The following is a 24,345-nucleotide window of genomic DNA, read 5'->3' as shown; positions in this document are numbered from 1 at the left end:
GTATCGTCGTGACATGACGCACGCCACACCGCAGTCGCCCCGGAGCACGACGCCGCGGATCACCGTGGGCGTCTTCGATGCCGATGAGTCCGATCTCGCCGTCCGCTGGGCGGCCCGCCATGCGCGAAGGGTCGGCGGGACCCTCCACCTGATCCACGCCTTCATGTGGACCGAACTCGATGTGAACACCGACCCGATCCCCGGGATGACCGGATCCGGCATCCGCAATGCGGCCCACAGTCTCATCCGCGACGCCCTCGAGATCGCCCGCGAGGGCGACCCCGAGCTGCCGATCACCTCCGAGATCGTCGACGGCAACGCCGTGCCCGTGCTGGTCGAGGCCAGTGCGGAGTCCGACGTGATCGTGGTCGGCGGACGGGGGCTCGGCCGTCTGCTGACCCTCATCGTCGGGTCCAAGTCCCTCGCCCTGGCCGCCCGCTCGCACTGCCCGGTGGTCGTGGTGCGCGGGGACATCGACCACGAGGGGGCGATCGGTCTGGTCCATCACGAGACGGCCACCGAGGTCGTCACTCGCGCGGCGGACCTCGGCGAAGCCTACGAACGGGACATCCATCTCGTGGTGCGTGCCGAGACCAGCCCGGAGGAGGCCGAAGCGATCCGCGCCCGCACCGCGGAGCAGATCGCTCTGTCCCATCCCGGCGTCGTCGTCCGCGATGTCACCATCGCCGCCTCGGGCACGGCCAAGGAGCTCGTCCATGCCAGCGAGGACGCCTCGCTCATGGTGGTCGCGGGGGAGCGGGTCCACGGACCGGACAAGCCGGCCGCCGCGCCGCGACAGCTGGTCACGGTGCTCCGCTTCGCCAACACCCCGGTCTGGATCGAACGGGAGTGACCTGGTCGCGGCACCGCACCGGACCGGGCCGTGCGATACGGCGTCTCAGGCGCCGGCGCGGCGCAGAAGCTCCGTGAGGTGGTTCGCCGAGCTCATGACGGAGGCCGCGTGCAGGCGCCCGGGCTGCCGGGTGATGCGCTCGATCGGCCCGGAGATGCTCAGCGCCGCGACGACCCGGCCGTTGGGGCCGCGCACCGGGGAGGAGACGGAGCCCACGCCCGGCTCCCGCTCGCCGATGGACTGCGCCCAGCCGCGACGGCGCACCGCCGAGAGCTGAGTGGCGGTGAAGCGGGCGCCGAGCAGCCCGCGGTGCAGGCGGTCCGGTTCCTCCCAGGCCAGCAGGATCTGTGCCGCGGAGCCGGCCCGCATGGTCAACGCGGACCCCAGCGGTACGGAGTCGCGCAGGCCGATCGGACGCTCGGCGGCGGCCACGCAGATGCGGTGGTCACCCTGGCGGCGGTAGAGCTGCGCGGACTCCCCGGTGTGGTCCCGCAGGGCGGCCAGCACCGGGCCGGCGGCGGCTAGGAGCCGATCCTCACCCGCGGCGGCGGCCAGCTCACCCAGACGCGGGCCCAGGATGAATCGGCCTTGCATGTCACGGGTGACCAGGTGGTGATACTCCAGCGCCACCGCCAGGCGATGCGCGGTGGGGCGGGCCAGGCCGGTCGACTGCACGAGCTGGGCCAGGGTCGCGGGCCCGGCCTCCAGGGCTCCGAGCACGACGGCCGCCTTGTCGAGCACGCCGACGCCGCTGCCGTTCTCCTCCGTGATCTTGTCCATGCACCGATACTGCCGTCTTATTTGGTGAGACGCAAGTGCGTCGCATCGTGGACCGGCCCACGATGGTGCCGTGCTCGTACCCCGAGCGCGGATCAGCATGCAGATGTCCCGTCCCGGGGCGTCGACGGCACGCGCCCCCACGAGGGGCGCAGGGAAGGATCGACATGGCGGGGACCCTCGCGGAGAAGGTGTGGGCGGACCACGTGGTGCGCCGGGGTGAGAACGGCGAACCGGACCTGCTGTACATCGACCTCCAGCTCCTGCACGAGGTGACCAGCCCGCAGGCCTTCGACGGGCTCCGCCAGGAGGGCCGTACCCCGCGCCGCCTGGACCAGACCCTGGCCACCGAGGACCACAACACGCCCACGATCGACATCGAGAAGCCGATCGCGGATCTCACCTCGCGCACCCAGATCGACACCCTGCGCCGCAACGCCGAGGAGTTCGGCGTGCGCATCCACAGCCTCGGCGACAAGGACCAGGGCATCGTCCATGTGGTCGGCCCGCAGCTGGGGCTGACCATGCCCGGCATCACCGTCGTGTGCGGCGACTCCCACACCTCGACCCACGGTGCCTTCGGCGCGCTGGCCTTCGGCATCGGCACCAGCGAGGTCGAGCACGTGCTCGCCACCCAGACCCTGCCGCTGACCCCCTTCAAGACCATGGCGATCACCGTGGACGGCACCCTGAAGCCGGGCGTGACCGCGAAGGACATCATCCTCGCCGTGATCGCGAAGATCGGCACGGGCGGCGGTGCGGGCTATGTGCTCGAGTACCGCGGCGAAGCGATCCGGTCGCTCTCCATGGAGGGCCGGATGACCATCTGCAACATGTCCATCGAAGCCGGCGCCCGCGCGGGCATGATCGCGCCCGACGAGACCACCATCGAGTACGTCCGGGGTCGTCCGCACGCTCCGGTCGGCAAGGACTGGGACGAGGCCGTCGCCTCCTGGAAGGCCCTGCGCACCGAGGAGGACGCGACCTTCGACGCCGAGGTCGTCATCGACGCCGACGAGCTCGAGCCCTTCGTCACCTGGGGCACCAACCCCGGTCAGGGCCTGCCGCTGTCGGCCGCAGTCCCCGCCCCCGAGGACTTCACCGACGACAACGCCCGCGTCGCCGCCGAGAACGCCTTGGAGTACATGGACCTCGTGCCCGGCACCCCGCTGAAGGACATCAGGGTCGACACCGTGTTCATGGGCTCGTGCACCAACGGCCGCATCGAGGACCTGCGCGCCTTCGCCTCCGTGCTGGAGGGCCGCCGAAAGCACCCCGACGTGCGCGTCATGGTGGTGCCCGGCTCGGCCCGCGTGCGTGTCCAGGCCGAGCAGGAGGGCCTCGACCAGATCTTCCTCGACTTCGGCGCCGAGTGGCGCCAGGCAGGCTGCTCCATGTGCCTGGGCATGAACCCGGACCAGCTGGCCCCCGGCGAACGCGCAGCGTCCACCTCCAACCGCAACTTCGAGGGGCGCCAGGGCAAGGGCGGTCGCACCCACCTGGTCTCACCGGTGGTGGCCGCCGCCACCGCGGTGCGCGGGACGCTGTCCTCCCCGTCGGACCTCGGTGCGCCGACCGCGCCCTCCGACCTCCAGCCCGTCGCCTGATCAGGAGCATCCCGATGGAAGCCTTCACCACCCATACCGGCATCGGTGTCCCGCTGCGTCGCAGCAATGTCGACACCGACCAGATCATCCCCGCCGTCTACCTCAAGCGCGTCACCAAGACCGGGTTCGACGACGGCCTGTTCCACGCCTGGCGCACGAACGATCCCGACTTCGTGCTGAACCGGCCCGCGTACGCGAAGGGATCCGTGCTGGTCGCGGGCCCCGACTTCGGCACCGGTTCCTCCCGCGAGCACGCCGTGTGGGCACTGCGCGACTACGGCTTCCAGGCCGTGCTCTCGAGCCGCTTCGCGGACATCTTCCGGGGCAACGCGGGCAAGCAGGGGCTCGTCGCCGGTGTCCTGTCCGAGGACGACCTCGAGCAGCTGTGGAAGATCCTCGAGGAGGAACCCGGCACCGAGGTGACCGTCGATCTCGAGAACCGCCAGGCCCATGCGGGCGCAGCCGGGGCTGTCTTCCGCTTCGACATCGACGACTACACCCGCTGGCGTCTCATGGAGGGCCTGGACGACATCGGTCTCACCCTGCGCCATGAACAGGCGATCACCGACTTCGAGGCGGCCCGCCCGTCCTGGCTTCCGAAGACCCTTCCGGCACGCACGGCCGAGACCCGCTGACCCCGCCCCGAGGGTCACCGCGACCAGGGGAGGTATGGCGATGGTCCTCCGGCCGCTCCGGTATGGTGAGTCGATGGCAGCGGGCGTCCTGGACGCCTGTCCAGCGAGGCAAGGACACTATGAGTTCGACATTCCACGTGCGCGGAGGTCGGCCCCTCGACGGTGAGATCACCGTCCGCGGGGCGAAGAACCTCGTCTCCAAGGCGATGGTCGCGTCCCTGCTGGGGGAGGGTCCGAGCGTGCTCGACTCGGTCCCGGACATCAGCGATGTGCGGATCGTCTCCGAGCTCCTGGCGATCCACGGGGTCAAGGTCGAGCGCGACGTCGCCGGCGGCACCCTGCGGATGGACCCCTCGAACGTCGAGCGCGCCCACGTGGCCGACATCGACGCCCATGCCGGCAGCTCCCGCATACCGATCCTGTTCTGCGGCCCGCTGCTGCACCGCCTCGGCGAGGCGATCATCCCCGACCTCGGCGGCTGCCGGATCGGGGACCGTCCCATCAATTACCACCTCGACGTCCTGCGGAACTTCGGTGCCGTGGTCGACAAGCGCGAGATGGGCATCTACATCACCGCGCCCCGTGGCCTGCACGGCACCAAGATCCACCTGGAGTACCCGAGCGTCGGCGCCACCGAGCAGGTGCTGCTGACCGCGGTGCGCGCCCAGGGCGTCACCGAGCTCACCAACGCCGCGGTCGAGCCGGAGATCGAGGACCTCATCGCGGTCCTGCAGAAGATGGGCGCGCTCATCTCCCTGCAGACCGACCGCACCATCACCGTCGAGGGCGTCGACCGGCTCGGCGGCTACGAGCACATGGCCCTGCCCGACCGCATCGAGGCCGCGTCCTGGGCCTGCGCGGCCCTGGTCACCCGGGGATCGGTGATGGTGCGGGGCGCCCAGCAGAAGCCGATGGCGACCTTCTTGAACACCTTCCGCAAGATCGGCGGCGGGATGGACATCACCGAGGCCGGGATCCGTTTCCACCACCCGGGCACGCCGCTGCGGGCGATCGCGGTCGAGACCGACGTCCACCCGGGGCTGATGACCGACTGGCAGCAGCCGTTGGTGGTGGCCCTGACCCAGGCGGACGGCATCTCCATCATCCACGAGACGGTGTACGAGAACCGCCTGGGCTTCACCTCGGCGTTGAACGAGATGGGCGCCCATACACAGGTCTACCGGGAGTGCCTGGGCGGATCGAGCTGCCGCTTCGGCCGCAGCAACTACAACCACTCCGCCGTGATCTCCGGCCCCAAGACGCTCCACGGCGCCGACATCACCGTTCCGGATCTGCGCGGCGGCTTCTCCTACCTGATCGCGGCGCTCGGCGCCGAGGGGATCTCGACCATCCGGGGCATCGATCTGATCGACCGCGGCTACGAGTCGTTCCGTGAGAAGCTCACGGCGCTCGGCGCCGACTACTGGGAGGACTGAGGATGGACGAGGACGTCACGCCCCCGACGGTCGGCAGCTCGCTGGCGCTGCGCGACATCCCGATCCCGGATTACTGCGACGTGGTCATCGTCCCGACCGGCGGCGTCGACGAGCCGGATCCCCGGGTCTGGGCCGACGCGATCTTCTCGCACGAGAACACCCCTCTGTCCAAGCGGGGCGTGCGTGCCCTGCGCGATGAGGCGATCCGCCTGTTCGACATGGTGCCGCCGCCGGAGAAGGAGTACGTGGCCGACGAGGTGGTCGGCTCCGAGGCGCTGATCATCGACGACGACGCGAATCTGCGCATCCGCATCGGGGTGGCGCTGCTGCCCGGCGGGGAGCTGCTGCAGGTCACGACCGCCGTGAGGTACCGGTCGGTGCGGGGCCGGCTCGCCTTCGGCCCGCGCCGGCTGATGCACGCCGCCGCCGTGAACACCCTGGCCCGGCGCGCCCCCACGACGCTGAGGCGTCGCGCTTCGATCCCCGGCCCGTCGGTGCGATCCGTGACGGGCCAGGCGACCCGCAAGGCCCTCGGCCGTTCGTCCTCCGCCTCCCGGTGACCACGCCGCTGCTGCGCAGCTGGGACGTGGGCGGCGCCCGGCCGGTCCCGCGGCGGGCCGGGGCCGTGATCGATCTCGCCCAGCTCGCGCTGCGCCCGCTGCTGCGGCTGCTGACCAGGCCCACCTGGATCGGTGCCGAGAATCTCCCGGCGACCGGGGCCGCCCTCGCCTGCGGGAACCATCTGGGGCCGGTCGACGCCTTCGCCTACGGCCATCTGCTGCAGGCCTCCGGCATCGCCCCGCGCTTCCTGGCCAAGGAGGCCATGTTCCGCGTGCCCGTCCTGGGGGCCGCGCTGCGGTCGGCCCGCCAGATCCCGGTGCGCCGCGCCGCCTCCCGCGGTCGGCACGCCCTGGAGGACGCCCGGCAGGCGCTCGGGCGCGGCGAGCTGCTGATGATCTTCCCGGAGGGGACCTACACCCGTGACCCGGACCTGTGGCCGATGCAGGCCCGACCGGGAGCGGCCCGGCTCGCCCTGGAGACCGGGGCGCCCCTGGTGCCGATCGCGAGCTGGGGCGGCCGGAAGCTGTGGCCCGTCGGTTCCCCGGTCCCGCACCCCGGCCCGGGGCGCCGCCTCGTGATCCGTGTGGGGGAGCCCTACACCGTGGCCCGCCAGGAGGGGGAGACCTCCCAGGAGGCCGCTCTGCGGGTCTCCGCGGACCTCATGGCCCGGATCGCCGACCTGCTGGGCCGGACCCGCGGCGAGCGCCCCCCGGCCGCCCTCCACGATCCGCGGGGCGACGAGCACCGCCCCGAGATCGGCAGGCCGCAGGCCGGCTTCCGACCGGTGCGGCAGCGATGACCGCGCTGACCGTGCTCGGTGCCGGCAGCTGGGGCACCACCTTCGCGCAGGTCCTCGCCGACAGCGGCCACGAGGTGACGCTCTGGGCGCGCCGCGAGGAGGTCGCCCAGGAGATCCGCGAGCAGCACCGCAACAGCACCTATCTCGGCGACCGGGTGCTCCCGGAGACGGTGGACGCCACCTCCTCGGTGGCCGGGGCCGTCGAGGGGGCCGATGGGATCGTGCTGGCGATCCCCGCGCAATCGATGCGGGCCACCCTCGCCGCCTGGCCGGATCTGCCACCCGTCCCGGTCCTCTCCCTGACCAAGGGGATCGAGCGGGGCACCGATGCCCGGATCAGCGAGATCATCATCGGCGCCGGCGGAGCGGACCCCGAGCTCGTCGGGGTGCTGTCGGGCCCGAACCTCTCGGCCGAGATCGCCGAGCGCCGTCCCTGCGCGAGCGTGGTCGCCGCCGGGTCCGAGAAGCTCGCCAACGAGCTGGCGACCTGGTGCCAGGCGCCCTACCTGCGCACCTACACCTCCATCGACGTGGTCGGCGTCGAGATCGCCGGTGCCGTCAAGAACGTCATCGCCATCGCCGTCGGGGCGGCCACCGGGCTCGGCCACGGGGACAACACGACCGCGAGCCTGATCACCCGGGGCCTGGCGGAGATCTCCCGGCTCGGCGTCGCCCTCGGCGGCCGCTCGGAGACCTTCGCGGGGCTGGCCGGGATGGGCGACCTGGTGGCCACCTGTGCCTCCCCGCTGAGCCGCAACCACCGCCTCGGACTCGCTCTCGGTCACGGCCTCGACGTGCGCGCCGCCGCCGCGGAGGTGGGACAGACCGCCGAGGGCGTCGCGACCGCCCGGGCCGTCGCGGACCTCGCCGCCCGGCTCGGCGTCGACATGCCCATCACCGCCGCCGTGGTGGATGTCGTCGATCACGATGCCCGCATCGACGAGGTCACCACGGCGCTGCTGGCGCGCGGCGTCCGGCCGGAATGACTACCCTGCGACCATGAGAACCTCCGTCGCCCTCCTGTTCGGCGGCCGCAGCGGCGAGCACGGCATCTCGTGCGTCACCGCCGGCGGCATCCTCGCCGCGATCGACCGCGAACGCTTCGCGGTGACCGCCGTCGGCATCACCCGCGAGGGTCGCTGGGTGCACGTCTCCGACGACCCCTCGGACTGGACCCTGGTCGACGGCCGCGCCCCCGAGGTGGCCGCGGAGGGTCCCGAGGTGCTGCTGCCCGCGGCTCGGCACCGGCCGGGAGAGCGCAGCGTGCTGCGCCAGGTCATCGGCGGGGAGGTCATCGATCTGGCGGAGATCGACGTGGTGCTGCCGCTGCTGCACGGGGCCTACGGCGAGGACGGCACCATCCAGGGCATGCTCGAGATGCTCGATCTCCCCTACGTGGGCAGCGGGGTGCTCGCGTCGGCGACCTGCATGGACAAGGCCGCCACCAAGCTGTCCCTGCGGGCGGCCGGCCTCGAGTGCGCCCCCGGCATCGTGGTCCACGAGGACCGCTGGGCCGACGGGGCCGACGAGGTCCGGGACCATCTGCGCCGACACCACCGCCTGCCCTGGTTCATCAAGCCCGCCCGGGCCGGCTCGAGTCTCGGCGTCACCCGGGTCGAGGCTCCCGACGAGCTCGAGCACGCGATGAAGACCGCCTTCGCCGAGGACCCGAAGGTGCTCATCGAGGAGGCCGTGGTCGGGCGGGAGGTGGAATGCGGCGTGCTCCAGGGATCCGACGAGCGCGGTCCGCGCACCACCGTGCCCGGCGAGGTGCTCGTCGGCGACGACCTCGACTTCTACGACTACGAGGCCAAGTACTTCGGCAAGGGCACCGTCAGCATCGACGTGCCGGCCGGTCTCCCGGACCGCGTGCTCGAGGAGGTCCGCGAGGTCGCCTCGCGAGCCTTCACGGTGCTCGGCCTCGAGGGTCTGGCGCGGGTGGACGTGTTCGTCACCGACCAGGGACGCGTGGTGGTCAACGAGGTCAACACGATGCCCGGCTTCACCCCGTACTCCATGTTCCCGGTGCTGTGGGAGCACATGGGGCTGCCTTATGCGGAGCTCATCGCGGATCTGATCGAGCAGGCCCGCTCCCGCCGGCTCGGTCCCCGCTGACCCCGCCGGAACGGGCGGTCAGGATCCCGGGGCGTCCCCCGGGCCGACGCAGTGGTCGGTCGCTTCGATGTTCTGATCGATGACCTGCGCCAGATCGAGTGCCGCGCCCGACGGCTGATCGGGGGCGGCGGACATCGGCACCGACACGTCGATGGCCGGCTCCCGGCCGTAGGTGGTGTACAGGAACACGTCGTCCTCGAGCTCGCGGACGATCCAGTCGATCTGGATCCCGCCTCCGTCCTCGAGGGTGGTGCAGATGTCGGTGGTGGGCCCGGGTGGGGTGACGCCGCAGCGCATCACCACGGTGTTCTCGCCCTCGCCCCACGCGGCCGTGCCCTGGCTCGAGGTCTCCACCCGGTCCATGCCCAGCACCTGCGGCGGGGCCTGCAGGACGATGTCGGCGCACAGCGGGTCGGTGGCCGCCGGGCCCGCGGGGACCTGCACCGTGCCGCAGGAGGCGAGGGAGAAGGCCATCAGGCCGGCGGCTGCGAAGGCGGGAAGACGGGAGCGGAGCACGCCAGCAGGGTACCGTCCGAACCTGCACCCGGACCTGCCCCCGGACCTGTACGCCGAGCCCGAACCCGAGCCGGTGCCCGGCTCCGGCACACTGGGTCCATGACCTCTGAAGCACCCCTCGGGGAGGCTGGGCTGCTGGCCCGCATGCTCCCGCACCTGTCCGCCTCCGACCGTCTCGAGGTCGGCCCCGGCGACGACGCCGCCGTGGTGCGCCTGCCCTCGCCGCGGATGGTGGTCACCACGGACACCCTGGTCGAGGGCCACGACTTCCTTCCCGACGCGACCACGCCGGTGTGGATCGGCCGCAAAGCCGCTGTGCAGAACCTCGCCGACGTCGCCGCGATGGGTGCCCGGCCCCTCGCCCTCGTCGTCGCCCTCTCCGCCCCCGCCGATACCCCGGCGTCCGTGTTCGAAGAGCTCACGATCGGTCTCGCCGGGCGAGCGGAGGCCGAGGGGGCGGAGGTGGTCGGCGGCGACCTGGGCCGCGCCGAGCAGCTCACGGTGACGGTCACCGCGCTCGGCGCCCTCGAGGAGGGACGGGCGCCGGTGCTGCGCTCGGGCGCCCGGGTCGGGGACGTGCTCGCGATCGGCTCTGCGCGACTGGGCCGCTCCGCTGCGGGCCTGGCCCTGGTCCTCTCGGGCCGGATCCGGGTCGACGACGGGCGGATCGAGGGAGCGGGCCCTCACGGCGACCTCGTGGCGTGGCACGACGCCCCGGAGCCGGACCTGTCTCTGGGGTGGACCGTCGGCCGCGGCGCGAGCGCGATGATGGACCTCTCCGACGGCCTGGTCCGCGACGGCACCCGCATCGCCCGCGCCTCCGGGGTGCAGCTGGACCTGGACGGCGCCGCCCTCGCCCCCGATGCGGCGCAGCTGGAGCCGCTGGCCGTCGAGCTCGACGCGGATCCGTGGTCGTGGGTCCTGCACGGGGGCGAGGAGCACGCGATGCTCGCCACCTTCGCCGCCGGTGCCGTCCCGGTCGGATTCCGCCGGATCGGGCGCGTCCTGCCCGCCGGGGGAGAGAAGGACCACCGGGTGCTGCTGGACGGCCGAGAGATCCGAGGCACCGGCTTCGACCACTTCGCAGCACCCGTCTAAGCTGGACCCGCCCTGCGAGGGCACCCCCAGGTACGAAGGAGATCCCCATGCCGATCACGGTCAAGGCACTGCAGAAGAACGGCCCGGACCAGCCGTTCCGCGTCGCGAACATCGAGCGGCGGGACCCCCGTCCGGACGACGTCGTCATCGACATCAGGGCGGCCGGGATCTGCCACAGCGACATCCACACCATCCGCAACGAGTGGGGCGAGGCGCACTTCCCGTTGACCGTCGGCCACGAGATCGCCGGGGTCGTCGAGGCCGTCGGCACGGACGTCACCGACTGGACGGTCGGCGACCGCGTGGGCGTCGGCTGCCTGGTGAACTCGTGCGGGACCTGCCAGGAGTGCCGCGCGGGCCAGGAACAGAACTGCCTGGGCGGGAACGTCGGCACCTACAACGCCCCCGACGTCGACGGCACCATCACCCAGGGCGGCTACGCCCAGAAGGTCGTCGTCAACGAGCGCTTCGTGTGCCGGATCCCGGACGCCCTGGATTTCGACGTCGCCGCCCCGCTGCTGTGCGCCGGCATCACCACGTACGCGCCCCTGGCCCGCTGGGGCGCCGGGGAGCTCAAGGATGGCGCTGCGAAGAAGGTCGCCGTGCTGGGGCTGGGCGGGCTCGGCCACATGGGCGTCCAGATCGCCGCGGCCATGGGCGCCGAGGTGACCGTGCTGTCGCGCACCCGCAAGAAGGAGCAGCTCGCCCTCGACCTCGGGGCCCAGCAGATGCTCGCCACCACCGAGGACGGCTTCTTCCGGGAGCACCGCGGCACCTTCGATCTGATCCTGAACACCATCAGCGCCGACATCCCCGTCGACGAGTACCTCTCGCTGCTGGCGCCCCGCGGCGTGATGGCCGTGGTCGGGATGCCGCCGGCGAAGCAGGAGCTCAGTTTCGGCTCGATCATCGGCGGAGGCAAGGTGCTGGCCGGCTCCAACATCGGCGGCATCGCCGAGACCCAGGAGATGCTCGACTTCTGTGCCGAGCACGGACTCGCCGCCCAGGTCGAGACCATCGGGATCGAGGAGGCCGACGCCACCTACGACCGCGTCGTCGCCGGCGAGGTCTACTTCCGCGCCGTGATCGACACCAGCACCTTCGAGGGGTCGCAACCGGCGTGAGCACCCCGGTGATCAGCGACCGCCCGGCCACCGAGGCCGACGCCGATCGGGACGGCCATCGCTTCGAACGGCGGGAGCCTGACGGCCGGCGGAAGGGCCGGCGTTCCCTGGTGCTCGAGATCGAGGACCAGCGCACCGGGGCCTCGCGTGATCGGGGTGGGCCGGACCGGCCCCGATGCGGTCCACCCCACGCGGGATCCGGTCGAGAGCGAGATCGATGCGGCGCCACCCCGGACCGCCTGGAAGCGGACCCCGCGCACCTGGTCGAGATCCCGAACGAACGCACCGCGGCGCTGCGCGGGCTGGAGTGATCGTCAGTCCAGTCGCCGCACGGGCAGCTCGGACTCGACCACCGCGCCGGCTGCGTCGAGGGCGATGCGGCAGGCCCGGGCGCCATCGAGCTCGGCGACCGCTTCGGTGAGCTCCGCTCCGCGGAACAGCAGCCCCGCGCCATCATCTGTGCAGAGCGTCGGGCCCAAGGTTCCGTCGGCGACCAGCTCACGGATCAGCGGGCGCCGTCGTTCCTCCGAGTCCATGTGCACCCCGTTGGCCCCGGGAAGGAAGCCCAGACCGTTCGTGACCGGGGCCAGCTCGGGGCCGAAGGAATCGGTGACGCCGCCCTCGAACCAGCAGATCGAGCCCGCTGAGATGCCGCCGAGCACGACGCCCTCCTGCCACAGCCGATGCAGGATCTCGGGAAGGCCGTGGGCGCGCCACACGGCGAGCAGATTCACCACCGAGCCGCCGTTCACCCAGATCACGTCGAAGCCCCGCAGGTATCCCTCCACGTCCTCGACGTTGGGCATGGAGAACAGGCTGAGGTGGTGCAGCTCGTAGCCGGCCTCCCGGGCCGCCTCCTCCATGTCCCGCTGGAAGCCCTTGTCGTCACCACTGGCGGTCCCGATGTTGCAGATGCGCGGCGGGCTGTCATGTCGGTCGTGGAGCGGGAGCGGGGCCTCCTGCGCCAGCTGCACGGCGAAGGCCATCATCGGCCCGAACCCGAAGCGCAGCCGCGGATGACGCAGGTACCCGGCGCTGGTGGCCAGGATGGTGGGGACGGCGGCGGGCATCAGGTCTCCTCGCAGAGCGGTCGCGGTGATCACGAACGGTACCGGATCTGCGTCGGGGGAATCGGAGCAGGATGTGGTTCCTCTGTCGGACCCTCCTGGTGCAACCAGAGCCGGCACCTCGACGCCCACCACGTCGTCCCCCTGGTCCGAGGGCGGATCCACGGGGCCACCGGCCCGACGAGTCCGGCGCACATCCAGCAGGCGGACCTCGAACGGATCATCATCACCACCACCACCGGTGGCGCAGGCTTCCGCCTCGCGGACTGCGTGGACGCCCTCTGCCAGAACGCGGTCGAACTCGCCGCCTGAGAGCGTTGCCGGGTGGAGATGCACGAGAGCCCCCACCCAGACGGGTGAGGGCTCTCGCGGGTGAGCTCGGTGCAGGCCCGCTCAGGCGCCGAGCGTGCTGACCTTGCCTGCCTTGAGGCAGGAGGTGCACACGTTCACGCGCTTGCTGGTGCCCTTGATCACAGTGCGCACGGACTGGATGTTCGGGTTCCAGCGACGCGAGGTGCGGCGATGCGAGTGGGACACGCTCTTGCCGAAGCTCGGGCCCTTGGCGCAGATGTCACACGTGGAAGCCACTGTCGTCTCCTGAAAAGTCGAATTCTGTTCGAATGCCCGCCCGTCCCGGCGACGTCACGTCGGAGTCGGTGACCATGGGTGAGCGCGGGGGCGCGGCCCCCGGAGGTCAGGGCAACCTCGGAATCATATCGCAGGTCGCCGTCGGCCTGAAGGGCGGCGGCCTGGGCGCTCGCTGTGGATTCCGCCACAGCGTCCTCCCCCGATGGCACGATAGTCCTCGGACCAGGGACGAGGAGGAGGGACATGGCCAGGAGACGGGAGATCGCCCGCGGCTCGATGCCGCTGACGGAGCTGCTCGAGCGCCGCGAGTCCCGCGCCATGGCGTCCTTCGGGGTGCGGGACCTCGACACCATGATGCGCTTCGCGCCCCGGCGCTACACCACTCCGGCACCGTTGCGCTCGCTGCACGAGGTCCACGAGGGGGAGGAGATGAGCGCGATCGTCTCCGTCCGTGGGGTGCGCGAGCGCCGTATGCGCAGCCGCCAGGGCACCATCCTCGAGGTCGGCGTCTCCGACGGGATCGAGGAGATCACCCTGACGTTCTTCCTGGCCAAGCAGCACCTGGTGGACTGGCACCGCAAGCATCTCACGGTGGGCGCCCACATCGTGGTCCATGGCATCGTCGGCCGCAACAAGCACACCGACCGGCCGCAGATCACCCACCCCGCCTACGAGGCCTACGAGGACACCCCCGAGGGACGGCTGCGTGCCCAGCGGCCGCTGCCGGTCTATCCGCTGCGCAAGAACATCGCCCAGCGCACCATGCGTTCGGCGACCGAGAAGGGCGTCGAGTTCGCCGATTCCCTCGCCCGGCCCGTGCCCGCCGAGCTCGTCGCCGCCCGCGGCCTCTCACCGCTGCCGCAGGCCGTCACGCAGGTCCACCTGCCCACGACGGTGCAGGACACCCGGGACGGCATGGCGCACCTGGTGTTCGAGGAGGCGTTCGTGCTGCAGTCGATCTTCGCCCAGCGCCGCGCCCTGGACGCTCGCACCCCCGCCCCCGCGCTGCGGGCCGAGGGCCCCCTCCAGGGGGCGTTCGAGCAGCGGCTGCCCTTCGAGCTCACCACCGGCCAGCGCGAGATCGGCGAGCAGATCATCGAGCGCCTCGCCCGCGAGCACCCCACCAGCGTGCTTCTGCAGGGCGACGTCGGCTCGGGCAAGACCGTCGTCGCCCTGCGCGCCATGCTGCGCGCCGTCGACTCCGGCCACCAGGCCGCCCTGCTCGCTCCGACCGAGGTCCTCGCCGAGCAGCACCACCGGACGATCACCACGCTGCTCGGGGAGCTCGCCGGCGCGGGACGACTGGACGGGCACGCCGACGCCACCCGGGTGCGCCTGCTGACCGGGTCCCAGAAGACCTCCGCCCGGCGCGAGACCCTGCTGGATGTCACCTCCGGGGAGGCCGGGATCGTGATCGGCACCCACGCCCTGCTCACCGAGTCCGTCGAGTTCGCCTCGCTGGGTCTGGTCGTGATCGACGAGCAGCACCGCTTCGGTGTCGACCACCGCCGCCGTCTGCGCACCAAGGGGCCCGAGGGCACCAGCCCGCACGTCGTGGTGATGACCGCGACCCCGATCCCGCGCACCGCGGCCCTGGCGACCGTCGGCGACCTCGATGTGCTCACCCTGCGGGAGAGCCCCGGTCTGCGGGCTGGGGTGACCAGCTTCGTGGTCCCCGAGACCGTCCGTTCCTGGGAGGCCCGGATGTGGGCGCGCGCCGGGGAGGAGATCGGTGCGGGTCGCCAGGTGTTCGTGGTCTGCGCCCGCATCGACGAGGCCGACGAGTCGCCGGCGGCGCCCGCGGTCCTCGATCCGGACGGGCGGGTGGCCGAGACCCGCATCGAGGAGGCCCGCGGTGTCACGGCGACCGCCGAGCGCCTCGCCCGCCGCCCCGAGCTGGCCGATGCCCGTATCGGCGTGCTGCACGGCCGGATGCCTGCCGAGGAGAAGCAGCTGGTCATGGACCGCGTGCTGGCCGGCGAGATCGATCTGCTGGTCTCCACCACCGTCATCGAGGTCGGCGTCGACGTGCCGAACGCCTCCGTGATGATCGTGCTGGACGCCGAGCGCTTCGGCGTCTCCCAGCTGCACCAGCTGCGCGGCCGCGTCGGCCGCGGGGAGCACGCCGGCATCGCCTTCCTCGACACCCGCCTGCCGCCGGGCGCCCCGGCGTTCGACCGCTTGGAGGGGATCGCGTCGGCGGCCGACGGCTTCGCCCTGGCGGAGCTGGACCTGCAGGTGCGCGGCGCCGGTGACCTGGTGGGGGAGGAGCAGTCCGGGCTGCAGCGCACCCTGCGCTACCTCGACGTGATCCGCGACGGCCGCGTCATCGAGCAGGCCCGCGAGGACGCCTTCGCCGTGATCGCGGCCGATCCCGACCTCACCGACCATCTCGATCTCGCCGGTGCCATCGACGATCGCCTGCGCGACGCCGACCCCGACGTGGAGAGGAGCTGACATGCCGCGGATCATCGCCGGCGCCCTCGGCGGCCGTACCCTCCCCGGTCCGCCCGGAAAGGGCACCCGCCCCACCTCCGACCGAGTGCGCGAGGCGCTGTTCTCTCGCCTGGAGGGCTGGGACGCCCTGGCCGACGCGCGGGTGCTGGACCTGTATGCCGGCACCGGGGCGCTGGCCCTCGAATCCCTGTCCCGCGGCGCCGAGCACGCCCTCATGGTGGAGCTGCACGGCCCCACGGCCCGGCAGCTGCGCCGCACGGCCGCGGGCCTCGGCCTCGACCAGCGCTGCGAGATCCGCGCCGGGAAGGCAGAGACCGTCGCCGCCCAGCTGGCCACGACCGAGGACGCCCCGGCCTTCACGCTCGTCTTCCTCGACCCGCCCTACGACGTGAGCACCGGGACGCTCGAGGCGCTGCTGATCACCTTGCGCCCCGCCCTGAGTGACGACGCCCTGGTCGTCATCGAGCGCTCGAGCCGCACCCGGGCGCTGACCTGGCCGACGGGCTGGGCAGACGACGGCACCCGGACCTACGGCGAGACCGTCCTCCAGTTCGGCGGGCCCGCGACCGACTGAGTGCCGAGAGTCGCCAGCAGGTCGAGCTTGCCGGCGTCCTCGCTGTGCGGGGGAGCGGTCAGCACCAGCAGCACCTGTGATTCGTCCTCGGTCAGCAGCGCCTGACAGTCCACCTCGATCCGGCCGACCTGCGGATGCAGCACCACCTTGTGGTCCTCGAAGCGGCGAGCGACCATCTGGGAGTCCCACAGCTGCGCGAACTCCTCGCTGCGGGCGTGCAGGATGTCGGCGAGCTCCGCGGCACGGGAGCGCGGGCCCATCGACCCGTAGGCGGCGCGCAGCGACGCCGCCCGGGCACGGCTGTGATGCGCATGCGCCTCGAGGGGATACACGGCGCGCGCCTGCTCAGGATGCAGGAACCAGGTGTAGATCGCGCTGCGCTCCCACCCGCTGACATGGTCGGCGTCCCCGAAGAGGGCGCGCGCGGGGCCGTTCTGGACCAGCGTCTCCTCGAGAGCGGACAGGATCAGGGCCGGGGTGTCGTGCAGGCGGTCCAGCACGCGCATCAGGGCGGGTGCCACGTACCCCTCGACGGCGAGGCGGTCCGGGGCGCTGTGCCCCGCCACCCGGAACAGGTAGTCGCGCTCGTCGGTCGTCATCCGCAGGGCCCGAGCGATCGCGGCGAGCATCTGGGTGCTCGGCTGGGGGCCGCGCCGCTGCTCGAGCCGCGTGTAGTAGTCGGTGGACATGGTCGCCAGCTGCGCGACCTCCTCACGGCGCAGCCCCGGGGTGCGGCGCCGTGCCCCGGGCCCGAGACCGACGTCGGCCGGGGCCAGCGCGGCACGATGTCGCACGAGGAAGTCTGCGAGCGCGTCCCTGTCCATCCCTGCAGTATCGACCGCGCAGGCTGCGTCGGCCAGGGACCGCCGATCCCCCGATGTCCGGACTCTGGTGCGCCTGCGGGACGGCGGCCAGGCTCGAGGACATGAACATCACCGGACACACCATCTTCATCCCCGGCGCCACCAGCGGTATCGGTCTCGCCCTCGCTCTGGCACTGCAGCAGAAGGGCAATCAGGTCATCGTCGGCGGGCGCCGCACGGAGCTGCTCGAACGCGTCGCTGCGGAGCATCCCGGAATCGTCACCGTCCGAGTGGACACCTCCGACCCGGCCAGCATCCAGGCAGCGTCGAGCAGGGTGCTCGCCGAGCACCCCGACCTCGATGTGCTCATCGCCATGGCCGGGATCATGCGCGCCGAGGACTGGACGGATCCCGCCGACTTCCTACCCACCGCCGAGGAGATCGTGACCACCAATCTGCTGGGCCCGATCCGGCTGATCGCGGCCTTCATGGAGCACCTGCTGGCCCAGGAGTCGGCGACGATCATGACCGTCTCCTCGGGTCTCGCCTTCGTCCCCCTGCGTGTCACCCCGACCTACAACGCCACCAAGGCCGCGATCCACCTGCTCTCGGAGTCCCTGCGCCTGCAGCTCGCCGGCACCGGGGTCGACATCCTCGAGCTCGTCCCCCCGGCGGTGCGCACGGATCTCATGCCCGGCCAGGCCACCAGCGCGACGGCGATGCCGCTGGCGGAGTTCGTCGACGAGGTGATCGAGATCCTGGAGAACACCCCGGAGGCCGCGGAGATCCAGGTCCAGCGGGTCTCGGTCCTCCGCCATGCCGAGGCTCGCGGGGACTATCCCCAGGTGGTCGCGGCCCTGAACGGGAGCGAGCTCCACCACCGCTGAGAACCCTAGGATGAGTCGATGACCGCCGCGCTGACCGATCTCTCCTGGCCCGTCCGCACCGAGCGCCTCCAGGTGCGCCTCGGTCGGGCCGACGACGCCGCAGCGGTCTGGCCCTGGTATCGCCTGCCGGAGGTCCAGGAGTGGACCACCACCCTCAGCGATACCCTCGATGACCACCAGCAGTGGTGGGACCGAGGTCTCGGGGACTGCGTCGTCGGAGAGTTCGAGGGCCGGATCGTCGCCGCCGGGAAGGTGCAGCGGCAGGACCCCTGGTCCCAGACCGACATGGCCGAGCAGGCCCGCGGACGGCAGGCGGAGCTGGGCTGGGTGCTCGACCCCGGGGTCCAGGGCCGGGGCCTGGGCACCGAGTTCGCCGCGGCTCTGCTGGACATCGCCGTCGACGGTCTCGACGTGCGCCGCGTGGAGGCGCAATGCTTCGCCGACAACGTCGCCTCCCGACGGATCATGGAGAAGATCGGGCTGCGGTTGGAAGGCGTGTTCCTCGAGGAGTCCCTGCACCGCAGCGGGCGCTGGCTGGACGGGATGACCTGGGCTCTGCTGGCCCGTGAGCACCGGGCCCGACGCGAGCGGGACGAGCACCGCGCCTGAGCGCTCAGCCCCAGGCGGCGGCGTCGGTCAGGCAGAACGGATGCCCGGCGGGATCGCGCAGCACGACCCAGGTCTCGCCGGGCTGGGGATCCGCACGCTCGGCACCGAGCTCCACGCAGCGCGAGGCAGCGGCCTCGAGGTCGTCCACGGCCAGGTCGAAGTGGAACTGCTTGCGGCCGTCGTCCGGCCAGGCGGGGCGCTGATGGTCCGGGATCATCCCGATGCCCAGGGCATGTGAGGGGCCCTGCAGCATCGCGTACTCGGGCGTGAGGGCGAGGATCGGCCAGCCCAGCACGGCCGACCAGAACCGGGCGATCGGCTCGGTCTCGGTCGCGTCCAGGGTGATCATGGCCAAGCGGGCGATGGCGGTGGTCTCTGTCGAGGAGTGTGCGCTCTGAGTCATGAGGCCATACTCATCCCATGGTTCCGCCGGAGGATTGGACGAACGCGACAGCTCCCGCCGTCGAGCCCGGGCACCTGTACGGGCATGTGCTGCGGCCTGCGGAGTTCCTGCGGCACGCGGTCTACGACCATGCCGCCCCCGACCCCCGTCTGCGCCGCTGGATCGACCGCTACTGGTCGGTCACCTGGGACCTCGGCCCGGGCCGGATGCACCGCGTGGCCACGCTCGACGAGCCCTCGATCCACCTCACCCGGGAGTGGGGCCGGATCCGCCGTGCCGGGGTCGACGGGGCCGGCACCTGGATCACCGGGCCGGTCACCCGCGGGCGGTTCGACGTCACCCAGGTCGACGCCGGCGGGGTCCTCGGGGTGCGCTTCCATCTCGGCGGCACCACCGCTTTCACCCGTACGGACCTCGCCGCCCTCCGCGACCGCACGGTCTCGGCCGCCGGCTGGTTCGGTCCCGACCTCCCGCCACCGGAGCTCCCGTGCACGGCCACCGGCGCGGCACCCGCTCTCGACGCCTGGCTGCTGGCCCGCGAGCCCCGGGACGCTCCGGGCGCTGCCACGTTCCGGGAGATCCTGACGCTGCTGGAGGACCCCGAGGTCACCGGTGTCGCCGAGCTCGCGCGGCGCTCGGACCGCTCCATCCGTTCCCTGCAGCGGATGTTCCACCGATTCGTCGGCGTCGGCCCCAAGCGCATGGTGGTGCGCGCGCGGGTGATGGACGCCGTGGCCGCGATCGACAGAGGCGACGCGAGGTCGCTCACCGATCTCTCCCAGGGCCTCGGCTGGTTCGACCAGTCCCACTTCATCCGGGACTTCCGCACGGTGACGGGACAGACTCCCTCGTGCTACGCGGGCGGAGCTGGGATACTGGCCCGATGACCTCCATCACCGCTGCCTTCACCGTCGACCTGCGCCCCGGGGAGGACGTGCCCGGGGCGGCCGGCGGCTTCGAGCTGACCAAGACCTGGACCGGTGCCCTGGACGGCACGAGCGTCGGCACCATGCTCACCGCGGGCGATCCCGCCACCGGCGACGCGGGGTACATCGCGAGCGAGATCTTCGAGGGCACGCTCCAGGAGCGCTCCGGGACGGTCGCCCTCCAGCAGCTGGGCACCATGGCCGGCGGCGAGCCGGCCCTGGAGTACGTCCTGGTGCCCGGCTCCGGCACCGGAGCCCTCGCGGGGATCCGCGGCACCCTCACCATCGAGGGCATCGATGACGACGGCGTGCACCATGTCGGGATCTCGCTGTCCTGAGCCGCACTACAGTGGCGTCATGACCACCGTCGTCCTGCCCGGCTCGTTCGACCCCTTCACCCTGGGCCACCTCGACCTCACCCGTCGCGCCGTCGCCCTGGGCCACCACGTGATCATCGCCGTCTCCCACAACCCGTCCAAGCGCGGCCTCCTCGACCTCGAGACCCGCCAGGCGTCGATCCGCGCCGCGATCGTCACCGAGGGACTGGCCGACGACGTCGAGGTGGCCCCCCTGCCGGGAGGCCTGTTGGTCGACTTCTGCCGCGAGGTGGGCGCCGGGGCCGTCGTGCGCGGCCTGCGCTCCCAGCTCGACCTCGCCTACGAGGAGCCGATGTCGCGGATGAACCATCATCTCGCCGGGCTCGAGACGGTCTTTCTCCTGACCGACTCCGACTACGCCCACATCTCCTCGTCCCTGGTGCGTGAGGTGCACTCCCTCGGCGGTGACGTCTCCGACATGCTGCCGGTCCCCTCCCTGGACGCACTGCGCGCCGCCTCGCCGGTATCCTGACGGCATGTCCGCCGACACCCCGCCCGTCTCCCCGCTCGATACGGCCCTGCGCGTCGACGCCGTCGACCTCATCGGCCGCCCCGGCGCGCACCGGCATCTGACCCGCACCGTCCCCGCCCCTGCCCGCGAGGTGGGCGGGGCCGCGATGCAGGCGCCCGAAGGACAGCCGCTCGAGGTCGAGGTCGAGCTCGAGTCCGTGGTCGAGGGCATCTTCGTCCACGGCACCGTGAGCGCCCACCTCGACGGCGAGTGCTCCCGCTGCCTCGACCCGGTCGAGCAGGACGTCGTCGCGCGTCTCGACGAGCTGTTCATGTACCCCGAGAAGGTCAAGGCCGACGAGCGCGAGGACACCACGATGCTCAGCGACGACGCCGTCGGGCTGGGTTCCCTGGTCCGCGACGCGCTCGCCGAGGAGGCCGACGACCGGCCCCTGTGCCGCGAGGACTGCCCGGGGCTGTGCGCCCAGTGCGGCGTCCGCATGGAGGACGACCCCACGCACCACCACGACGTCATCGACGACCGCTTCGCCGCGCTGCAGGGCATGTTCGAGGACTCCGCCGATGCCGAGAACTCCGACGCAGAGGATCCCGACGGCGAGGACTCCGGGCCCCAGGGCCAGGACCGCTGATGGCGCGCAGGCGCCGCGCCACCGAGGCCGCCGATCCGACGCAGCTGCTCGAGGGCCTGCCGCTGGACGGCGCGCAGGCGGCCGACCTGCGGGAATCAGGTCTGCTCGATCTCTCCCTGACGCACCGTTCCTACTCCTACGAGCATGACGGGCTTCCGCACAACGAGCGCCTGGAGTTCCTCGGCGACGCGGTGCTGCAGCTGGCGGTCACCGAGCAGCTGTACGCCACCCATCCGACGCTGCCCGAGGGGGACCTGGCCCGGCGCCGCGCCGCGACCGTGAGCACCCGGGCCCTCGCCGTGATCGCCTCGAAGCTCGACCTGGGCGCGTACGTGAAGCTCGGCCGCGGGGAGGATCTCACCGGAGGCCGGGCCAAGTCCTCCATCCTCGCCGACACGACCGAGGCCGTGATCGGCGCGGTGCACCTCGCCCTGGGCCAGAGCGTCTCGCGCCGCTTCGTGCTCGACCTCATGGCCCCACTGCTGGACTCCGACGAGTTCCTCGAGACCAGCTACGACTTCAAGTCCCGGCTGCAGGAGATCGCCGCCGCCGCGGGAACGAGCCCCACCTACCGCCTCACCGAGGACGGCCTCGAGCACGCCAAGGTCTTCACCGCCTCCGTCAGCGTCGAGGGCGTCGTGGATGCGCAGGGCGAGGGGGCCTCCAAGAAGGACGCCGAGCTCGCCGCCGCCCAGTCCGCCGTGCGCACCGTCCTGGCCGAGCGCGGCGAATCCCTGATCCCGCGGGGCTGAGTCCGTGCCCGAGCTGCCCGAGGTCGAGGTCGTCCGTCGTGGCCTGGAACCCCGCACCGTCGGCCGTCGGATCGAGTCGGTCGAGGTGCTCGACCCCCGGATCCTGCGCCGCCAGAGCGGGGGAGCGGATCGCCTGCGCGGCGCCCTGGCCGGCACCCGGATGACCGCCGTGGTGCGCCGCGGGAAGTTCCTGTGGTGGCGCCTGGCCGACGAGACGGGTGAGGACACCGGCGAGGCGCTGATGGCGCATCTGGGCATGAGCGGGCAGCTGCGCGTGCGCGACGCCGGGGCGCTCACCGCCGCCTCCGGCGTTGCCGCCCCGTCCGAGGGCCCCGCCTCGGATCCGCTGCGCCACCGCCGACTGACCCTCCACCTCGACGACGGCACGGCGATCGACCTGATCGACCAGCGGATCTTCGGCGGGATCTGGGCCAGTCCCCTCGAACGCGCCGCCGACGGCGCCGCCGCCGGACTCGGCAGCCCGGACGCGCTGCTGCCGGCCGACGCCGCACGGATCGCCCGCGACCTGCTCGATCCCGCGGCCGATCTGCCCGCGATCGCCCGCACGATCCGTTCCCGACGCGCCGGGGTGAAGTCGCTGCTGCTCGGCCAGGACCTGGTCAGCGGCATCGGCAACATCTACGCCGACGAGGCGCTGTGGGAGGCCCGCACCCGCTACGACACCCCCGGCGCGGCACTGACCCAGCGCAGGGCGTTGGGGATCCTGCGCGCGGCCGGCGAGGTGATGGAGCGGGCGCTGGCCGTCGGCGGCACCAGCTTCGACGCGCTGTACGTCAACGTCGACGGACGCAGCGGCTACTTCGCACTGAGCCTCAATGTCTACGGGCGCGCTGGGCAGCCGTGCAGGCGTTGTGAATCCCCCATCGTGCGGGAGAAGTTCGCGAACCGTTCGAGCCACTTTTGCCCGTGCTGCCAGCGGATACGCTAGCTCGCCGCTTTGCTGATGGGACTGGTGCACGCTCAGGTGACAGCTGGGGTTAGGCCGCCAGGGAGACAGTCGGGTTCATGATGGTCTCGTACTCGATGGGGGTCAACTTGCCCAGCCGGACTTGCCGGCGGCGGCGGTGGTAGGTGCGTTCGATCCAGGTGATGATCGCGATCCGGAGCTCTTCGCGGGTGCGCCAACGCTTACGGTCCAGGACGTTCTTCTGCAGCAGCGCGAAGAAGGACTCCATCGCCGCGTTGTCGCCGGCAGCACCGACCTGACCCATCGAGCCGATGAGGTGGTTGCGGTCCAGGGCCCGCACGAACTTCCGGGATCGAAATTGAGATCCGCGGTCCGAGTGCACGACGCAGCCAGCAGTATCCCCACGCCGGATCATGGCGTTGTCCAGCGCGTTCACCGCGAGCCGGGCCTTCATCCGTCCGTCCATGGAGTAGCCGACGATCCGGTTCGAGAACACGTCCTTGAACGCGCAGAGGTAGAGCTTGCCCTCATCGGTGGGGTGCTCGGTGATGTCGGTCAGCCACAGCTCGTTGACGTCATCCGATGTGAAGTCACGCTGGACCAGGTCGTCGTGGACCGGCGGGCCGGGACGCTTCCCGTTCTTGGCGCGCTTCTTGCTGAATGCGGACCACCACTGGTTGTCCCGGCAGATCCTCCACGCGGTCCTGCCAGACATCACCTCGCCGTCGTCTGCGGCCTCGTCGGCCAGCAGCCGATACCCGAATGTGTCGTCATCACGATGGGCGTCGAACAGGGCGTTGACACGGTAGGCCTCGACCAGCCCGGCGTCGGTGACCTGCTGTTTCCGCCAGCGGTAGTAGGGCTGGCGGGAGAGCTTCAGGACCCGCAAGGACACCGCGACGGGAATGCCGTCGGCGGCGAGCTCGCTCACGAGCGGGTAGAACCTTTTCCCGGCAGATTCGCCTGGGACAGGTAGGCAGCAGCACGACGCAGGACCTCGTTCTCCTGCTCCAGCAGCCGGTTCCGGCGCCGCAGGTCGCGCAGCTCAGTGCTGTCCTCGCCGGTGGTTCCAGGACGTTTGCCGTCCTCGACGTCGGCCTGGCGCATCCAGTTCGTCAGGCAGGACTCGGAGATCCCGAAGTCCCGCGCGATCACCGATAGCTTCTGGCCGGATTCACGGTTGTTCGCGACGCGGACGACGTCCTCGCGGAACTCATGGGGGTAGGCAGCAGGCATGGTGCACATCCTTCCCTGCAGCACTCGATAGCACCACAGGTCGTGTGACCTATCCGCGCACCAGTCCCACGTCGGTGACGTGGAGACCCGTGCCCAGTGAGCAGCCCCATCACGGCT

General features: G+C 71.7%; 28 protein-coding genes. 21 read left to right on the top strand and 7 right to left on the bottom strand.

Translation table 11 applies throughout. The features are described from left to right. Positions 1 to 13: 13 nt before the first annotated feature. A complete protein-coding gene (locus tag BH708_RS05310; protein ID WP_076807190.1) occupies positions 14 to 853 on the top strand; it encodes a universal stress protein in 840 nt (279 codons plus the stop codon). A 45-nt stretch (positions 854 to 898) separates the two neighbouring features. Here BH708_RS05310 and BH708_RS05305 read toward each other — a convergent pair whose 3' ends face one another. Further along, positions 899 to 1,633: an IclR family transcriptional regulator gene (locus BH708_RS05305; RefSeq protein WP_076807188.1), complete on the bottom strand. Its 735-nt coding sequence runs from the start codon at positions 1,631 to 1,633 to the stop codon at positions 899 to 901. A gap of 164 nt (positions 1,634 to 1,797) precedes the next feature. Here BH708_RS05305 and leuC point away from each other — a divergent pair, with 164 nt between their 5' ends. From leuC to BH708_RS05270, 7 genes are all read left to right on the top strand, one after another. Further along, positions 1,798 to 3,237: a 3-isopropylmalate dehydratase large subunit gene (gene leuC / locus BH708_RS05300; RefSeq protein WP_076807186.1), complete on the top strand. Its 1,440-nt coding sequence runs from the start codon at positions 1,798 to 1,800 to the stop codon at positions 3,235 to 3,237. Positions 3,238 to 3,251: 14 nt separating this feature from the next. Continuing rightward, the gene (gene leuD / locus BH708_RS05295; protein ID WP_076807184.1) at positions 3,252 to 3,872 is read left to right on the top strand and encodes a 3-isopropylmalate dehydratase small subunit; all 621 of its coding nucleotides are present in this window, start codon (positions 3,252 to 3,254) and stop codon (positions 3,870 to 3,872) included. A 119-nt stretch (positions 3,873 to 3,991) separates the two neighbouring features. Beyond that, positions 3,992 to 5,308, top strand: a complete 1,317-nt coding sequence (gene murA / locus BH708_RS05290) for a UDP-N-acetylglucosamine 1-carboxyvinyltransferase (protein WP_076807183.1) — start codon at positions 3,992 to 3,994, stop codon at positions 5,306 to 5,308. A 2-nt stretch (positions 5,309 to 5,310) separates the two neighbouring features. After that, positions 5,311 to 5,868 (top strand): hypothetical protein, encoded by a 558-nt coding sequence (locus tag BH708_RS05285; protein ID WP_076807181.1) that lies wholly within the window; start codon positions 5,311 to 5,313, stop codon positions 5,866 to 5,868. Further along, positions 5,865 to 6,668, top strand: a complete 804-nt coding sequence (locus BH708_RS05280) for a 1-acyl-sn-glycerol-3-phosphate acyltransferase (protein ID WP_076807179.1) — start codon at positions 5,865 to 5,867, stop codon at positions 6,666 to 6,668. The genes BH708_RS05285 and BH708_RS05280 overlap by 4 nt, the downstream gene beginning before the upstream one ends. Continuing rightward, positions 6,665 to 7,654 (top strand): NAD(P)H-dependent glycerol-3-phosphate dehydrogenase, encoded by a 990-nt coding sequence (locus BH708_RS05275; protein WP_076807177.1) that lies wholly within the window; start codon positions 6,665 to 6,667, stop codon positions 7,652 to 7,654. Before BH708_RS05280 ends, BH708_RS05275 begins: the two co-directional genes overlap by 4 nt. Before the next feature lie 13 nt (positions 7,655 to 7,667). Beyond that, positions 7,668 to 8,783, top strand: a complete 1,116-nt coding sequence (locus BH708_RS05270) for a D-alanine--D-alanine ligase family protein (protein WP_076807175.1) — start codon at positions 7,668 to 7,670, stop codon at positions 8,781 to 8,783. An 18-nt stretch (positions 8,784 to 8,801) separates the two neighbouring features. Here BH708_RS05270 and BH708_RS05265 read toward each other — a convergent pair whose 3' ends face one another. After that, on the bottom strand, positions 8,802 to 9,299 hold the full coding sequence (locus BH708_RS05265) for a DUF3515 domain-containing protein (RefSeq protein ID WP_076807174.1): 498 nt from the start codon (positions 9,297 to 9,299) through the stop codon (positions 8,802 to 8,804). A 99-nt stretch (positions 9,300 to 9,398) separates the two neighbouring features. Here BH708_RS05265 and thiL point away from each other — a divergent pair, with 99 nt between their 5' ends. Genes thiL through BH708_RS05250 form a run of 3 tightly spaced genes read left to right on the top strand, consistent with a single transcriptional unit; the run spans position 9,399 to position 11,832 of the window. Beyond that, positions 9,399 to 10,397, top strand: a complete 999-nt coding sequence (gene thiL / locus BH708_RS05260; protein WP_076807172.1) for a thiamine-phosphate kinase — start codon at positions 9,399 to 9,401, stop codon at positions 10,395 to 10,397. 47 nt (positions 10,398 to 10,444) lie between these two features. Beyond that, complete coding sequence (locus BH708_RS05255; protein WP_076807170.1) at positions 10,445 to 11,521, top strand: NAD(P)-dependent alcohol dehydrogenase; 1,077 nt, start codon at positions 10,445 to 10,447, stop codon at positions 11,519 to 11,521. Next, positions 11,518 to 11,832, top strand: a complete 315-nt coding sequence (locus BH708_RS05250; RefSeq protein WP_076807169.1) for a hypothetical protein — start codon at positions 11,518 to 11,520, stop codon at positions 11,830 to 11,832. The genes BH708_RS05255 and BH708_RS05250 overlap by 4 nt, the downstream gene beginning before the upstream one ends. 3 nt (positions 11,833 to 11,835) lie before the next feature. Here BH708_RS05250 and BH708_RS05245 read toward each other — a convergent pair whose 3' ends face one another. Beyond that, positions 11,836 to 12,591 carry a peptidase E gene (locus tag BH708_RS05245; protein ID WP_076807167.1) on the bottom strand — a complete coding sequence of 252 codons (756 nt, stop codon included), beginning with the start codon at positions 12,589 to 12,591 and terminating at the stop codon, positions 11,836 to 11,838. Between the two features lie 390 nt (positions 12,592 to 12,981). Then, positions 12,982 to 13,176 (bottom strand): 50S ribosomal protein L28, encoded by a 195-nt coding sequence (gene rpmB / locus BH708_RS05240; protein ID WP_076807165.1) that lies wholly within the window; start codon positions 13,174 to 13,176, stop codon positions 12,982 to 12,984. A gap of 243 nt (positions 13,177 to 13,419) precedes the next feature. Here rpmB and BH708_RS05235 point away from each other — a divergent pair, with 243 nt between their 5' ends. Both BH708_RS05235 and rsmD read left to right on the top strand, forming a co-directional pair. After that, positions 13,420 to 15,633: an ATP-dependent DNA helicase RecG gene (locus tag BH708_RS05235; RefSeq protein ID WP_083713303.1), complete on the top strand. Its 2,214-nt coding sequence runs from the start codon at positions 13,420 to 13,422 to the stop codon at positions 15,631 to 15,633. A 1-nt stretch (position 15,634) separates the two neighbouring features. Further along, positions 15,635 to 16,207, top strand: coding sequence for a 16S rRNA (guanine(966)-N(2))-methyltransferase RsmD (gene rsmD / locus BH708_RS05230; protein ID WP_076807163.1), 573 nt, complete (start codon positions 15,635 to 15,637; stop codon positions 16,205 to 16,207). Here rsmD and BH708_RS05225 read toward each other — a convergent pair. Continuing rightward, a complete protein-coding gene (locus BH708_RS05225) occupies positions 16,162 to 17,031 on the bottom strand; it encodes a helix-turn-helix transcriptional regulator (RefSeq protein ID WP_076807161.1) in 870 nt (289 codons plus the stop codon). The two genes, rsmD and BH708_RS05225, sit on opposite strands and share 46 nt — an antisense overlap. Before the next feature lie 101 nt (positions 17,032 to 17,132). Between BH708_RS05225 and BH708_RS05220 the strand changes: the two genes are divergently transcribed. Beyond that, entirely contained in the window at positions 17,133 to 17,897 is a 765-nt protein-coding gene (locus BH708_RS05220; protein ID WP_076807159.1) for an SDR family oxidoreductase, read from the top strand. Positions 17,898 to 17,915: 18 nt separating this feature from the next. Next, positions 17,916 to 18,506: a GNAT family N-acetyltransferase gene (locus BH708_RS05215; RefSeq protein ID WP_076807157.1), complete on the top strand. Its 591-nt coding sequence runs from the start codon at positions 17,916 to 17,918 to the stop codon at positions 18,504 to 18,506. A 4-nt stretch (positions 18,507 to 18,510) separates the two neighbouring features. Here BH708_RS05215 and BH708_RS05210 read toward each other — a convergent pair whose 3' ends face one another. Further along, the gene (locus tag BH708_RS05210; protein ID WP_076807155.1) at positions 18,511 to 18,909 is read right to left on the bottom strand and encodes a VOC family protein; all 399 of its coding nucleotides are present in this window, start codon (positions 18,907 to 18,909) and stop codon (positions 18,511 to 18,513) included. Between the two features lie 17 nt (positions 18,910 to 18,926). Between BH708_RS05210 and BH708_RS05205 the strand changes: the two genes are divergently transcribed. From BH708_RS05205 to mutM, 6 genes are read left to right on the top strand one after another with little or no spacing between them, the layout of a single operon-like run. Beyond that, positions 18,927 to 19,796 (top strand): AraC family transcriptional regulator, encoded by an 870-nt coding sequence (locus BH708_RS05205; RefSeq protein ID WP_253705482.1) that lies wholly within the window; start codon positions 18,927 to 18,929, stop codon positions 19,794 to 19,796. Further along, positions 19,793 to 20,173 carry a DUF3224 domain-containing protein gene (locus BH708_RS05200; protein WP_076807153.1) on the top strand — a complete coding sequence of 127 codons (381 nt, stop codon included), beginning with the start codon at positions 19,793 to 19,795 and terminating at the stop codon, positions 20,171 to 20,173. The genes BH708_RS05205 and BH708_RS05200 overlap by 4 nt, the downstream gene beginning before the upstream one ends. A gap of 19 nt (positions 20,174 to 20,192) precedes the next feature. Next, positions 20,193 to 20,684 (top strand): pantetheine-phosphate adenylyltransferase, encoded by a 492-nt coding sequence (coaD, locus tag BH708_RS05195; RefSeq protein WP_076807151.1) that lies wholly within the window; start codon positions 20,193 to 20,195, stop codon positions 20,682 to 20,684. Positions 20,685 to 20,688: 4 nt separating this feature from the next. Continuing rightward, positions 20,689 to 21,312 (top strand): DUF177 domain-containing protein, encoded by a 624-nt coding sequence (locus tag BH708_RS05190; protein ID WP_076807149.1) that lies wholly within the window; start codon positions 20,689 to 20,691, stop codon positions 21,310 to 21,312. Next, positions 21,312 to 22,064, top strand: coding sequence for a ribonuclease III (gene rnc / locus BH708_RS05185; protein ID WP_076807148.1), 753 nt, complete (start codon positions 21,312 to 21,314; stop codon positions 22,062 to 22,064). The genes BH708_RS05190 and rnc overlap by 1 nt, the downstream gene beginning before the upstream one ends. A 4-nt stretch (positions 22,065 to 22,068) precedes the next feature. Further along, positions 22,069 to 23,013: a bifunctional DNA-formamidopyrimidine glycosylase/DNA-(apurinic or apyrimidinic site) lyase gene (gene mutM / locus BH708_RS05180; protein ID WP_076807146.1), complete on the top strand. Its 945-nt coding sequence runs from the start codon at positions 22,069 to 22,071 to the stop codon at positions 23,011 to 23,013. A 49-nt stretch (positions 23,014 to 23,062) separates the two neighbouring features. Here mutM and BH708_RS05175 read toward each other — a convergent pair. After that, positions 23,063 to 24,228, bottom strand: a protein-coding gene (locus BH708_RS05175; RefSeq protein ID WP_253705481.1) for an IS3 family transposase whose coding sequence is annotated in 2 segments (ribosomal slippage) — positions 23,063 to 23,941 and positions 23,944 to 24,228 — 1,164 coding nt in all. Because the reading frame shifts where the segments join, the coding sequence is not laid out codon by codon here. Between the last annotated feature and the right edge of the window lie 117 nt (positions 24,229 to 24,345).

The sequence above is a fragment of the Brachybacterium sp. P6-10-X1 genome, from assembly GCF_001969445.1.
In the GTDB taxonomy this organism is placed as follows: Bacteria; Actinomycetota; Actinomycetes; order Actinomycetales; family Dermabacteraceae; genus Brachybacterium.
Note: the sequence above shows the minus strand (reverse complement) of the source record. Positions and strands in the feature narration are given on the sequence as shown.

Excerpts from the sequence above, each read along its gene's own strand:
- BH708_RS05245 (WP_076807167.1), bottom strand. The coding sequence starts at position 12,591 with ATGCCCGCCGCCGTCCCCACCATCCTGGCCACCAGCGCCGGGTACCTG.
- BH708_RS05285 (WP_076807181.1), top strand. The coding sequence starts at position 5,311 with ATGGACGAGGACGTCACGCCCCCGACGGTCGGCAGCTCGCTGGCGCTG.
- BH708_RS05255 (WP_076807170.1), top strand. The coding sequence starts at position 10,445 with ATGCCGATCACGGTCAAGGCACTGCAGAAGAACGGCCCGGACCAGCCG.
- BH708_RS05235 (WP_083713303.1), top strand. The coding sequence starts at position 13,420 with ATGGCCAGGAGACGGGAGATCGCCCGCGGCTCGATGCCGCTGACGGAG.
- coaD (WP_076807151.1), top strand. The coding sequence starts at position 20,193 with ATGACCACCGTCGTCCTGCCCGGCTCGTTCGACCCCTTCACCCTGGGC.
- rsmD (WP_076807163.1), top strand. The coding sequence starts at position 15,635 with ATGCCGCGGATCATCGCCGGCGCCCTCGGCGGCCGTACCCTCCCCGGT.
- thiL (WP_076807172.1), top strand. The coding sequence starts at position 9,399 with ATGACCTCTGAAGCACCCCTCGGGGAGGCTGGGCTGCTGGCCCGCATG.
- BH708_RS05210 (WP_076807155.1), bottom strand. The coding sequence starts at position 18,909 with ATGACTCAGAGCGCACACTCCTCGACAGAGACCACCGCCATCGCCCGC.
- BH708_RS05215 (WP_076807157.1), top strand. The coding sequence starts at position 17,916 with ATGACCGCCGCGCTGACCGATCTCTCCTGGCCCGTCCGCACCGAGCGC.
- murA (WP_076807183.1), top strand. The coding sequence starts at position 3,992 with ATGAGTTCGACATTCCACGTGCGCGGAGGTCGGCCCCTCGACGGTGAG.
- BH708_RS05200 (WP_076807153.1), top strand. The coding sequence starts at position 19,793 with ATGACCTCCATCACCGCTGCCTTCACCGTCGACCTGCGCCCCGGGGAG.
- BH708_RS05190 (WP_076807149.1), top strand. The coding sequence starts at position 20,689 with ATGTCCGCCGACACCCCGCCCGTCTCCCCGCTCGATACGGCCCTGCGC.
- BH708_RS05305 (WP_076807188.1), bottom strand. The coding sequence starts at position 1,633 with ATGGACAAGATCACGGAGGAGAACGGCAGCGGCGTCGGCGTGCTCGAC.
- leuC (WP_076807186.1), top strand. The coding sequence starts at position 1,798 with ATGGCGGGGACCCTCGCGGAGAAGGTGTGGGCGGACCACGTGGTGCGC.
- BH708_RS05275 (WP_076807177.1), top strand. The coding sequence starts at position 6,665 with ATGACCGCGCTGACCGTGCTCGGTGCCGGCAGCTGGGGCACCACCTTC.
- rnc (WP_076807148.1), top strand. The coding sequence starts at position 21,312 with ATGGCGCGCAGGCGCCGCGCCACCGAGGCCGCCGATCCGACGCAGCTG.
- BH708_RS05310 (WP_076807190.1), top strand. The coding sequence starts at position 14 with ATGACGCACGCCACACCGCAGTCGCCCCGGAGCACGACGCCGCGGATC.
- BH708_RS05220 (WP_076807159.1), top strand. The coding sequence starts at position 17,133 with ATGAACATCACCGGACACACCATCTTCATCCCCGGCGCCACCAGCGGT.
- BH708_RS05270 (WP_076807175.1), top strand. The coding sequence starts at position 7,668 with ATGAGAACCTCCGTCGCCCTCCTGTTCGGCGGCCGCAGCGGCGAGCAC.
- BH708_RS05205 (WP_253705482.1), top strand. The coding sequence starts at position 18,927 with ATGGTTCCGCCGGAGGATTGGACGAACGCGACAGCTCCCGCCGTCGAG.
- BH708_RS05225 (WP_076807161.1), bottom strand. The coding sequence starts at position 17,031 with ATGGACAGGGACGCGCTCGCAGACTTCCTCGTGCGACATCGTGCCGCG.
- leuD (WP_076807184.1), top strand. The coding sequence starts at position 3,252 with ATGGAAGCCTTCACCACCCATACCGGCATCGGTGTCCCGCTGCGTCGC.